The following is a 10,807-nucleotide window of genomic DNA, read 5'->3' on the forward strand; positions in this document are numbered from 1 at the left end:
TGAGGGGCATTTTGCAAAAATAGCAACAATTTCCCTCGATCCATAGCGAATTTTATCGATTCTTGCGAAACAGAAGGTTAATTCTCACGCCACTTCCGATCCGGGCATGGAAATCCATTGACACCGCATCGAGGCGGCTTTCTTCCGTCCAGACATCAGAGAAATGACACCGATAGCCGAGAATCTCCCCGCGTATGAAGTTACCAACAAACACATGGCGATGACGCTCCATCGACAGATGCGGGCAAACGGGGCGTCAATCGTTCGGACGGGCGAGTTCTACGCGGCGATGCTCCGACGTGGCCTCTGGCCGAACCAGGCCGCGATGGCGGCAGGTCTTGCGGTATCTACATCGAACATTTCCCGTTGCATGACTGCAGCTCGCCTTCCCGCCGATCTCGTAGACGCCGCTGGTGGCGATACTCAGATCACGTTTTCATTAGCAGAACGGTTTGACTTTCTCGTCACGCAGTTGGGCATTCATACGGTGTCTGAACGCGCCCGTCGACTGCCCCGCGGATTGTCGATTCCGGAGATCGAACACGCGTTGCTGACAGGTGCTCCTCCGCTTGCGAACGAGGTCACGATATCGGTGTCGGAAAATAGGACTCATCTCATCATTGAGTCCGCCAGGCTGCAATCGATTCTTCGCGACGTTCCGAACATCGCGCAGCTCTTCAACGCCATCTTACGAACGAAGTGACGGCGAGCTTACTGCCACCGGAGCGGCGCTTGCGTCACTGCTTGCATATGTGATGGGAAGCGCCCTGAATTTCGATTGGTTGTAACACCAGACCTCACGTGTGCTGCGTCGCAACCCGAGCGCGCCGGGCGCTTGTGCAAACCTAATCGTCTCGCGAACCTTCACCGGCTCGAGCAAGTGAGCCTGGACTGGTTCGATTGTTGGGCCGCTCTCCAATGCACGTTGGATCACCAACCAATGCAGCTCCGAATTATAGATATCGATGCCATTTGCCTATCCGGCTCGAGCTCGCGAGCCCGCTCCTTTTGCTCTTGACTTGGTCTTGTTGAAAACGAATCGAGAGAAGTCGCCAACGAGGTCAACATCTCCGAGTACCGTTGCCTCATCAACGTCGTCAGGATTCAATTTCAAGCGGCGCAACATGATCTTTCCTCCAGACGACGAGAGGTACGTACGAAGCCATTCATCTTTTTGCCGCCGCTCTGCGGCGTCGTACTGGGTGCGCCCCAAACGTGCCTCTTCTCGCATACGGTCTTGCGCGCTCGATTCCTGTGCAGCGGTCTGTAACGCGGCGAGGGATTGCGCTCTGGCCCTATCGTCTTGCTCCCGCTGTTCAGTCAGCGCTAGAGTCTGCTGAACAGTGACCATTTCCCGCTCTGCGTCTGAGACCACCCACCCTTCCTTCAATGCTTTCATGAAGAACCCCGCGGGGCTCTTCGAGACCTTTCCCAGTTTCAAGCTAAACCGCGTTCGTTCGATCGCTTGATGGAGTCGATCGTCCGTATATGTGCCGCGATTGGCACCGATCTGGTTCATCTGGTCACTCGAAAGCCCGAACTCCTGCTTCAGAATGCGATAGATCTCTTGGGCTTCCTCATATGTGTGCAGAACCCGCTCAGCGACGTCCTTCCGAGCGATCCGAAATCGCAGTCTCCCTATCTTGCGCGACCCCGGCTCGTTTCTTGTTTCGTACTCCAATGTAATGTCAGATAGCTCGTTAATTTGTTTGACGGCGGGTTCAAGCCAATCCCGCTTGAAGTATTTGAAAACGAGCGCGTTAGCGCCCATCTCCCCTTGCCAGCCTCGAAGTTCGTCGAGAGTGAGCCAGTCTGTGCTCCCGTCATCGGCAAACGGAAGCAGATGGTCATACATGACCCGTGCGTAGCTAAGGGTGAAGAGCGATGTGATCCGCAAACTCAACCAATGGGACTTGCCAGGACCCCGGATGATTGAAATCAGGTCAGTGGGAATGCGAAACTGGAAGCGCCCACCTTGGAACGAAACTCGCCCGATCAGCTGCACTGATCCAAACGGCTTATCGCCATCAGGCGTCGGCGCGGTAGTGGCTTGAATCAGTGCCTTTTGCGCCTCGGTGATGACCTGCTCCAAATGCGCATTGTTCCGACTTGAATACCGCATCAGCCATTTGAAGTAATCGAGTTCGACGTCATACAAGTCGTGAACACGATCTTCCTGCGCGACGATGAAGTACGCTGCATCGATCAATCGCCGCGCCGCAACGCCGAGGTCCACGATCCTAATGAGAATGTTCTTTCGTGCGAATCCGACATCGGAACGAGCGGCGTCAACCGCCAACCCTTCGGCAGCGGCATCTTCGAATAGCGCCAACGCGAGTTGCCTCGACGTCGCAAGTTGCCCAACCTCGGCCATTCGGTCACCGCTCCATGTCGTTTGTGCATACGGGCGGTAGATTATGCGCGCTATAGTGACCTGTCAACACAGGCTACCTCACCTTAACGATCACTCGGCCACAAACCTTCTCACCTAAGGCGCCAAATCACCTCACCTTTCAGCCCAAAGACCTCACCTTAGACGCCGTTTTACCTCACCTTGACGGGGAAAAGATCACACCTTATGGATCAATCCACAGCACCACCAGCACATTTCGCCTCACCATTCGATGGTTAAGGCTTTGTTTTTAAACGATTCAGCCTGTCCTGTGGGTTGTTTGTCGGTTTATGTTTTAGATAAATACAGACCACAGGGCTCCGGGTACGCGCAAAAAATCAGGGACGAAACTCCCAACGTGCATTGACTGTGGATGAAAAAGTTGAGGATCCAAGCTCGTGCCGCGCGCAAATTTCGTCGACTTGGTGGCAAAACGACGTCGGATCTACGGTTCGAAAGGTGAGGTTTTTTGTGTAGCTCTTTCAGAATGGCTCGATCTCGACGTAGGGCCTCTTCCCTATGGTGAGGTGTTTTGTGCAACCAAAGGATGGTCAAACGTTCGATAGGATCCCGCACGCTAGTTCTGTCGAAGTCTCGGGAAGTCCGCTGGATGGGCGCTAGCGCGGATTCCGCGTGTTGCGCTGCGGGCGTAGCTGGAAGCTCTTTGTCGTTCTCAGGCCCGAATTCTCTGGCCATTGTTAGAGGTACCGCGTATTCTACGGTTTTGTGAGAATCATCGTCAAAACCGTAGAAACATTCTCTTGCCGATTATCGCGGAGGTTCTAGAGACAATGAAATTGAGTGAGCTGCCTGAAATTGACCGCCGTGTGAATCTTCCAAGGCTCGGCGAGTTTGCCGATCGATTGGCCGTTATGACCAATGAGCTGCGGGATCAAATTCTTGCACCGCGGCCGCGGAAAACCGCGCCGGTCTTCACAACTTCGGAACTAGCGGAACTATGCGGCATTGATCGCGCAAAGGTCCACTATGAAGCGTCGAAAGAAGGTGGAACTTTGCCGCCGGGCATTGCAAATGGGACGGGGCGTACGAGGCTCTTCTCTCTCGCGGAGGTTCGAACTTGGGTCCAGCAGGTATCCGACATTTATCAGACACCCCTCGTAACCGGGACTCGAGATCATAAAGGGAAAGTCTTAACCATCGCGAACTTTAAGGGCGGATCGACCAAAACGACGATGACTATGTGCGTTGCACAAGGTTTGAGTCTTCGAGGTCGCAAGGTGCTTGTGATCGACCTGGATCCACAGGCCTCCCTTTCGGAGCTTTGCGGTCTCTATGCTGAAAAAGATGTCTCGGAAGACGACACCGTTCTTCCGTACATCTTCGACCAGAACGTCGAGGGCGGCCTCGGGGCCGTTATCCAGTCGACCTACTGGGATGGCATTGACCTCATTCCGGCGCACAACTTTCTGCATCACGCGGAGTACTTCCTTCCGGCGATGCAAAAGACGAAGCCCAACTACCAATTCTGGTCGGTTCTTCGGCAGGGCCTCGAGCCTCTTCGGAAGCACTATGACTACATCGTGCTCGATACGGCTCCGTCGCTGTCGTACATGACCTTGAATGGGTTAATGGCGGCGGACTCGATGGTGATGCCTCTGGTTCCGGAGAGCCTTGATTTTATTTCGTCAGTGTCCTTCTGGTCGCTGTTCGCGGACGTCGCACAAGGCTTTGCCGCGCACGAGGTTGAGAAGACATACGACTTCATTTCTGTTGTGCTCTCGAAGGTCGACTACGGCGTAACTTCATCCGCCCCAGTTGTGCGGTCTTGGGCACAGCGTGCGTACGGTGACTGGTTGCACACGACGGAGATTCCGGCCAGTTCGGTAATGTCTAATGGTGCGCTCGCATTCTCTACAGTGTTCGACCTTAGTCGCTCGGACAGCGTGGCGAAGACGGTTGCGAGAGTTCGGCAGCCGTTGATGGACTACTGCCGTTGGATTGATGATTCGTACGTGGAGGAATGGAGGAAGAGGAAATGAGCAGCATCCGCGAAAAAATGATGGCGAAAACTGCGGAGCTGCGTTCCGCAAAAGACATAGATCTGGATCCGGACCGCAAGCCAACAGCTCCACGGACTGGACCTGGAATGGCCAGCGCGCTGGCCAGTGCGCAGGAACGAATTGCTGAGTTGGAGAAGGCCGCGGCCGCATCAGCGACAGCGGAGGTACCAGTTGCGGAAATTCGCCCGAACCCATGGCAACCTCGTCGCGTTTTCAATGACGGAAAATTGAATGAGCTCGCCTCTAGCATTCGTGCGAGTGGACTTATTCAACCGATCGTTGTCCGTCCTGTTTCTGATGGATACCAGATCGTCGCAGGTGAACGGCGATGGCGTGCTCACCGACTCATTGGGAAGGAGTCGATTAGGGTCGTCCAGGTCGAGATTTCGGATCAAGACATGGCCATGCTCGCATTGGCCGAGAATATCGTTCGAGATGGCCTGAGCGACTACGAGATCTCGTTGTCAATTCGGCAGACGGAGAAAGAGTTTCCGAATCGGAGCCAGATGGCGTCCGCGCTAGGTATGGCACGATCGGATCTGTACCGCCTCTTGTCGTTTGCGGATCTTCCAGAGTTCATCATCAAGGACCTTGACCTGCAGCCTAGCCTTCTGGGCGCGACGGCTGCTGAAACTGTTGTATCGGTCCTGAAGAAGCACGGTGAAATCGCTGTTGATGCGGCGAAGACTTATTGGCCTGATGTTGTTTCCGGTGAATTGGACCAGACGAGATTCGGTCGGAACATCAAACTGGCGGTAGAGACCAGCGGCAAGCCGGCATCGGTTCGCGATCGGAGTATCGAGAAGATTTTTGCGGGCAAGAATCAGGCTGGATCGATTACCAAGGATTCGAGCGGCTTCACGGTAAAGATCAGGCCAGGGATGTTGGACGCTCAGCAGGAGGAGCGGATCAGAAGCCTACTTGCCGAGCTATTCGGTACTACGGGGTAAGCCCCGGTGTCATGAGCCCGCGAGATGCGGGCTTTTTTTTCGTTCTGGTGGGTAGGTCGATGGCATGGTGTCCTGCTGTCCCAAGTTGGGACAGTGTGGCTGCGGCCCCACCCCCCTGCATTATCTGTCCCAACTTGGGACACGTTTGCATCCCTCGAATGGTGGCGCTGCACCAACTGTTTTGCGAAACCCCGACGCTCGGAGCCTTATATACTGAGTTCTCGCGGCCCCTCGCAGAACGGGGCGCGCAGCCGGCCGTTCCAAAGTCCGAGATTATCTGGGAGATTTCCAGCCACGAAGGTTGAAGTCGTAGATTATCTGGGAGTTTGATGGCATCGAGAGAAGTATCCCGGACTTAATCTGGGAGTAACTTGTCCGCGCCTTGCAGCGGGCGATTGCCACCGCCCAGCTAGATCACGTCCCTTTGGTTTGTCGCCTGCCTCAGGAAGGTCTCTGCCTCCCGGTACTGCCGACCGAGTTCCGCCGTGGCGTAGATCGACGTCGTATCGAGCGAATCGTGACCGGCAAAATTCCGCGCACTCTCGAGACTCATGCCGTTTGCAAGTGCATGCGATACAAACGTGTGTCGCAGTCAGTGCGGGCTGGCTTCGCTGAAAGCCCGCGCATGCGGCGAGTCCTCGCGCAGCGCAGCAGCAGTTACCGTTGCAAAAAACTGCTTGATTGCCTTGTAGAGCTGCACCGGGTGAATCGGCCCGGTTTGTCGCGCCCGCGCGGCGAGCTCGGGCACCAGATCGGTTTTGCTCGCCTTCGCCGCGCGCTGGATCTTGCCGATCTCGGCATTCGACAGCAGCGCCGGGATCAACGGGGTGGCGGCCGGGCAGGCGAGGGGATCGCGCGGCAGGCCGCGCGATTCCAAGTAATCGCTCATCAGGGCCAGCACCGCTGGGACCAGCGGGACGAAGCGTTCCTTCGCGCGCTTGCCGACCACGCGCAGCAACCGGATCGTCCCCAACTCGGGGCCGGCGTAGCGCTCCTGCACGTCGGCCGTGTCCGGCATCCCGTCGAGCACGAGCATTGCGAAGCGCCACGCGTCGGAGGTCAAGCCGCGCTCGATCTGAAGGCGCGACTTCGCGGCCACACGGCGCTCGTTGCCTGCGGCGTCATGCGTCGTGCCGGTGAACACGCGCACCTTGGCGAACGCGTTGTGATCCAGGTACTGCGCGTCGACCAGCTCATCGAAGAATTTCTTGAGCGCGGACAGCGCATCCTGCCGACTCTTGACCGATAGCGGTCCGCGGAACGGCCGCCACCCCAGATCGCTGCGATGCGCGGTGTCCGTCATGACCCATTGGCCGGCCGGCTGTGGATCGATCAGGAAACCATTGATGTAGTCGCGCGCATCGTCGGTGTCGAGGCTCGACAACGCCTTGCGCTTCACGAAGATCGCCCACAACAGCAGGCGTTCGGCCTCGGTGCGGTAGCGCTGGCGCGTGTGCGGGTTCTCGTAGTCGGCGAGCCAGAAGTCAATCGCCTCGCGGTCGTTGTTCGCGCGGCTGTTGTTCTTGACCAGATTGCGATGCGCGCCGCGCGATCCGTCCAGTTCGGGCGGAAGCAAGAAACGCTCGAGCGGCACGATCGCGGTGACCGGGCCGGCTGCGGCGAGCGGCGGGCCGGGCAGAGTGCGCTCGGACGGGTGGACTTGCACGCCGGCGGCCAGCTGCAGGCCCGCGACGTCCCCGTAGTGGGTGAGCCACGCGGTGATGCGCCGGGCGCCGATCTCGCCGAGGCGCGGCACGCGCCGATACCAGCGGTAGCCGACCGCGTTGATGGTCTCGACCAGCTTGCCGATCGTGATGAGCCCGACGTCGGCCAGGCGCAGCGCGACCGCGGTGTTGAACCAGCCGAGCACGTGGTGCTCGGGGCGCGGATCCTCGACCACCAGACGCGCGAGCGCCTCGAGCGCTGCCATCTGCCGCGCGCGCCGGCGGGTGTTGCGCCGGCGTCGCGATTCGCGCCCACGTGCCGGGCGGCGAACAGGTCGAGCAGCTCCTTTTCCGTATAGAAGCCGTCCGGGTCGTGCTCGGCCGCGAAATCCTCCAGCGACGGCGCGGTGGGTGCCCCGGCGTCGCGGCAAGCGCGGCCGGCCGGATCGCCAGCAGCCGGGCGGTTGCGAAGTCCTGGCGCTTGCGCGCCGCGGCGACGAACGCCGTCACCAGCCAGGAGCGCGTCGCGGCCGAATTCGAGGTACTGGTCGGCCAGCTCGGCGAGATCCAGCCCTTCCAGATAGCCGCGGAAGAAGGCGAGGTGCTGCAGGCCGATCCGGCGTTGGGCGGCCGCGAGCGCGACTGGCGGCGGGCCGCCGGCGTGGGCGCGCGACGCGGCGCGGCCGGCAATTCGCGAAACTCGACATCGAGCACGTCAGGGTCGTGGGCGATCGGCATGGGCGATGGGGAGAGGGATACGAAAACCGTGTTGTTCGATACAGTCCCGCGCGCCGACCGGCGGCGTGGGAGGAATCGAAAGTGGAAGCACCGCCCGTCGGCGGCCACGACCTCTCGGCGCGGCATTTTAGGAGCTGCGCAGCGACTTTTCCTTCGACACGGTTGGAAGCGAAAGTCGAAGATGTCGCGGAATCGAAATGAAACACTGAAAACTCGCAGCGCTCGGCGGTGCGACGGCCCGAGCGTGTGAAACAATCGAAAGTGCTTGAGAGAATTGTCAGAGTCCATACCCGGCAACGGATTCGCGGACTTTCAAGGGGCAATTTCCAGCGATGTTTCACGGCAAGATGTGTTTTGGCCGGCGAGAAACCGGCCAAGACCGAACTCGCGGACTGCATCAACAGGCTGAACGAGAAAATGTATCTTATAATACGTAAATTGTAGTAATTTTCATAAAGCCGCATCGGGCTTCGCCCAGAGGCGCGGAAGATCTGCGGCAGGGCCCCTTTTTTGTACTACAACTGGAGAATCGACCGGAGCGGCTATGATCCCACCACGTTTCCGAAGGGCAGTCAACGATGCGCGTCCGTTTGGAGCGCATCGGTTAGACGTCTTCGGGCCAAAGGTCGGCCGTCCGCTGACGCTGTATGGCTGGAACGCCCTTCACCTCTGGCTGCGCTGGAGTCGGACCCGCACGTGATCACCTACTGCGAGCGGCCACTGCGCGTTCCCGATGCGAGGCCGGCGCGGACAGTGGACTTCTGGGTGCGCGAGGAAGGGCAAGAGCAGATGCTCATCGTCCTGCGTCCCGGCGAGGCGGCCGCGGCTGCACAGGGAGTGACGCCGTTTCCCGCTTTCGACGTGTGGCCGCGATCGCATTCGATAGAGTTGCGGACACTGCGCCCCGGCGAGCTCGACGAGCCGGAGCTGCTGCGTCGAAATCGGCTACGATGCTGCGCTACCTGGCCGCGAGCGAGTGCTGCGATGCGTTCGCGCCTGACATCTTAGGAACTTGTCGCAACGCGCTGACGCTGGGCGAGCTCGAGCAACGCCTTGCGCCGCTTGATCCGATGGTCTCGCGTGCGGCTGCGTTCAAGCTGATCCTCAGCGGCGCGTTGCATTGCCCTACGTTGGCCACGCGATCGCTGGAACTGCACACTGTGCTGGTGACACAATGAGAGCCGTCGCATTCGGGGTTTTGCGCTTCGATTGCCGTTCCATCCCGGCGGAGCTATCCGATATTCAGCAGTGGCCCCACACGGACGATAGCGCATTGTCGGAGCCGGCGCGGTTGCAACTCGCGCGGCGCATGCAGGCGATGACGCTGTTCGTTGACGGCTGTACACCACTGCGCGAAATCACGCGCCTGACCGGCGTCGGCTTCAACGATCTGTACCGCATGTTCGAGCGCTGATTCCGTACATGCACACGCGGGCTTACGAGCGACGCGCGCCCGTGACCTCCCGCCTCTCAGGCCAGACGGGCGCCGCGAGCGGCGCGTTCCAGCAACTTCTGCGGCGCTACCCCGACATCGCGAACTGGATCGAGCGCAGAGTCGCCGAGCGAAGCCGCAAGCAGGCGACGTTGACCGAGGTGCATCGGCAACTGTGGCGCCTGCATAGCGGGTCTCTCGCGCAATGAGCTTCCCCTGAAATTTCGCCTTCCAATAGGTCGTGTATAAACTCGACGGAAAGGAAGGAAATCAAGCATGTTCAAGGTACCGAAACAGGTATACACGGCGGAGTTCAAGTTGGCCGCCGTACAGCGTGTCAAGGATGGCCAGGGAGTGGTCGTGGTGGCCCGCGAGCTGGGCATTTCTGAGCAGACGCTTCGCAACTGGGTGAAGGGCGAAGCGTCGGGCAAGCTCAACGGCGCCGGAGCGAAACCGGTCACGCCGGAGCAGATGGAACTGTCGCGTCTGCGAGCGGAGAACAAGCGCCTGCAGATGGAGCTTGAGATCGCAAAAAAGCCGCGGTAGGCTCAATCGATCGTTGCAACACCTTCCTATTAATATCGAATGAGGGAGGGTTGACGAATGGCACAAATGGGACGGCCGGGGTTGTCGCCAGAAGGCAAGTCAGAGGTTTGGCGGTGGTGGCGGGCAGGTGAATCGTTTCTTGGCATCGGGAAGGCGCTAGGCAAGCCTGCAGGCTCGATCTACGGCGTGATCCGACTATGCGGAGGGTACACCCCTGCTGCTCGTAAGCGGTCGTTGCGGGCATTAACCTTGAGTGAACGTGAAGAGATCTCGCGTGGCGTCTCGGCTGGACGTTCAATTCGAGCGATTGCCCGCCAGTTGAACCGCGCGCCTTCCACGATTTCCCGTGAAATTGCGCGTAACGGCGGAACGGGCCACTATCGAGCTCTGGAAGCGGATGAGCGAGCCCTGCAGGCTGCTCTGCGACCCAAACGCTGCCTTCTGGAGCAGAACCGGCGCTTGCGCTATGCGGTCGAGCGTAAGCTTTGCCGCGAATGGTCTCCAGCGCAAGTGAGCGGTTGGCTTAAGAACCGATATGCCGATGACGAGGCAATGCGCGTGTCTCACGAGACGATATATCGCAGCCTGTTTGTGCAAGCGTGCGGCGTTCTGAAGAAGGAACTGCAGTATCACTTGCGGACCCAGCGGAAGATGCGTCACTCACGCTCGTCCAGCACGAAGGGCGCTCGCAATAAGATTGCTGACGCGGTTTCGATTCACGAGCGACCACCTGAAGCAACCGACCGTGCGGTGCCGGGTCACTGGGAAGGAGATCTCGTCAGTGGCGCCAACAATACTCATGTCGCCACTTTGGTCGAGCGACGCTCGAGGTTCACCATCATCGTCAAGGTAAAGGGAAAAGTGTCAACGTCGGACGTAATTTCCCCAGAAGTGTCGAAGTAAAATTCCCCACCCTGTTGGGACGGTGATCAGCCGGCGACGTGATCGGATGGGCTCCTTCGAGGACAGCCCGGACGCCGACGAACCGGCTCAGCGGGCGCGGGATTCAGGGAAGAAGGCCGGTTGCGTAGATGGTCGGGCAACAGATCGGCGTGTTCTCGCAG

10 protein-coding genes and 2 pseudogenes are annotated in these 10,807 nt (G+C 59.0%); 9 read left to right on the top strand and 3 right to left on the bottom strand.

Annotation, left to right across the window (positions count from 1 at the left end):
* Positions 1-214: 214 nt before the first annotated feature.
* Positions 215-703, top strand: a complete 489-nt coding sequence (locus HWX36_RS33610) for a hypothetical protein (protein ID WP_244136593.1) — start codon at positions 215-217, stop codon at positions 701-703.
* Between the two features lie 273 nt (positions 704-976).
* Here the strand turns inward: HWX36_RS33610 and HWX36_RS33615 are convergent, their stop codons facing one another.
* Positions 977-2,374: a replication initiation protein gene (locus tag HWX36_RS33615; protein WP_175958069.1), complete on the bottom strand. Its 1,398-nt coding sequence runs from the start codon at positions 2,372-2,374 to the stop codon at positions 977-979.
* Between the two features lie 809 nt (positions 2,375-3,183).
* Between HWX36_RS33615 and HWX36_RS33620 the strand changes: the two genes are divergently transcribed.
* Both HWX36_RS33620 and HWX36_RS33625 read left to right on the top strand, forming a co-directional pair.
* Positions 3,184-4,392 carry an AAA family ATPase gene (locus HWX36_RS33620; RefSeq protein WP_175958070.1) on the top strand — a complete coding sequence of 403 codons (1,209 nt, stop codon included), beginning with the start codon at positions 3,184-3,186 and terminating at the stop codon, positions 4,390-4,392.
* On the top strand, positions 4,389-5,363 hold the full coding sequence (locus HWX36_RS33625) for a ParB/RepB/Spo0J family partition protein (RefSeq protein WP_175958071.1): 975 nt from the start codon (positions 4,389-4,391) through the stop codon (positions 5,361-5,363). Before HWX36_RS33620 ends, HWX36_RS33625 begins: the two co-directional genes overlap by 4 nt.
* A gap of 592 nt (positions 5,364-5,955) precedes the next feature.
* Here HWX36_RS33625 and HWX36_RS33630 read toward each other — a convergent pair.
* Positions 5,956-7,293 carry a site-specific integrase gene (locus HWX36_RS33630; RefSeq protein ID WP_244136594.1) on the bottom strand — a complete coding sequence of 446 codons (1,338 nt, stop codon included), beginning with the start codon at positions 7,291-7,293 and terminating at the stop codon, positions 5,956-5,958.
* Positions 7,294-7,343: 50 nt separating this feature from the next.
* On the opposite strand from HWX36_RS33630, the gene HWX36_RS37465 reads away from it, so the two are divergent.
* From HWX36_RS37465 to HWX36_RS33655, 6 genes and pseudogenes are all read left to right on the top strand, one after another.
* A complete protein-coding gene (locus HWX36_RS37465; protein ID WP_244136595.1) occupies positions 7,344-8,015 on the top strand; it encodes a hypothetical protein in 672 nt (223 codons plus the stop codon).
* 700 nt (positions 8,016-8,715) lie between these two features.
* Positions 8,716-8,943 (top strand): hypothetical protein, encoded by a 228-nt coding sequence (locus HWX36_RS37470; protein WP_244136596.1) that lies wholly within the window; start codon positions 8,716-8,718, stop codon positions 8,941-8,943.
* A complete protein-coding gene (locus tag HWX36_RS33640; protein ID WP_175958072.1) occupies positions 8,940-9,179 on the top strand; it encodes a hypothetical protein in 240 nt (79 codons plus the stop codon). The genes HWX36_RS37470 and HWX36_RS33640 overlap by 4 nt, the downstream gene beginning before the upstream one ends.
* Before the next feature lie 41 nt (positions 9,180-9,220).
* On the top strand, positions 9,221-9,406 hold the full coding sequence (locus HWX36_RS33645) for a hypothetical protein (RefSeq protein ID WP_175958073.1): 186 nt from the start codon (positions 9,221-9,223) through the stop codon (positions 9,404-9,406).
* A gap of 67 nt (positions 9,407-9,473) precedes the next feature.
* Positions 9,474-9,734, top strand: a pseudogene (locus tag HWX36_RS33650) (transposase); the annotation flags it as partial.
* Between the two features lie 66 nt (positions 9,735-9,800).
* Positions 9,801-10,646, top strand: a complete 846-nt coding sequence (locus HWX36_RS33655; protein ID WP_244136597.1) for an IS30 family transposase — start codon at positions 9,801-9,803, stop codon at positions 10,644-10,646.
* 26 nt (positions 10,647-10,672) lie between these two features.
* Here the strand turns inward: HWX36_RS33655 and HWX36_RS36855 are convergent.
* Positions 10,673-10,807, bottom strand: a pseudogene (locus HWX36_RS36855) (AAA family ATPase); the annotation flags it as partial.

It is taken from the genome of Burkholderia sp. BCC0405, assembly GCF_902833075.1.
In the GTDB taxonomy this organism is placed as follows: domain Bacteria; phylum Pseudomonadota; class Gammaproteobacteria; order Burkholderiales; family Burkholderiaceae; genus Burkholderia.

Excerpts from the sequence above, each read along its gene's own strand:
- HWX36_RS33630 (WP_244136594.1), bottom strand. The coding sequence starts at position 7,293 with ATGGCAGCGCTCGAGGCGCTCGCGCGTCTGGTGGTCGAGGATCCGCGC.
- HWX36_RS33655 (WP_244136597.1), top strand. The coding sequence starts at position 9,801 with ATGGCACAAATGGGACGGCCGGGGTTGTCGCCAGAAGGCAAGTCAGAG.
- HWX36_RS37470 (WP_244136596.1), top strand. The coding sequence starts at position 8,716 with ATGCTGCGCTACCTGGCCGCGAGCGAGTGCTGCGATGCGTTCGCGCCT.
- HWX36_RS33625 (WP_175958071.1), top strand. The coding sequence starts at position 4,389 with ATGAGCAGCATCCGCGAAAAAATGATGGCGAAAACTGCGGAGCTGCGT.
- HWX36_RS33610 (WP_244136593.1), top strand. The coding sequence starts at position 215 with ATGGCGATGACGCTCCATCGACAGATGCGGGCAAACGGGGCGTCAATC.
- HWX36_RS33640 (WP_175958072.1), top strand. The coding sequence starts at position 8,940 with ATGAGAGCCGTCGCATTCGGGGTTTTGCGCTTCGATTGCCGTTCCATC.
- HWX36_RS33615 (WP_175958069.1), bottom strand. The coding sequence starts at position 2,374 with ATGGCCGAGGTTGGGCAACTTGCGACGTCGAGGCAACTCGCGTTGGCG.
- HWX36_RS33620 (WP_175958070.1), top strand. The coding sequence starts at position 3,184 with ATGAAATTGAGTGAGCTGCCTGAAATTGACCGCCGTGTGAATCTTCCA.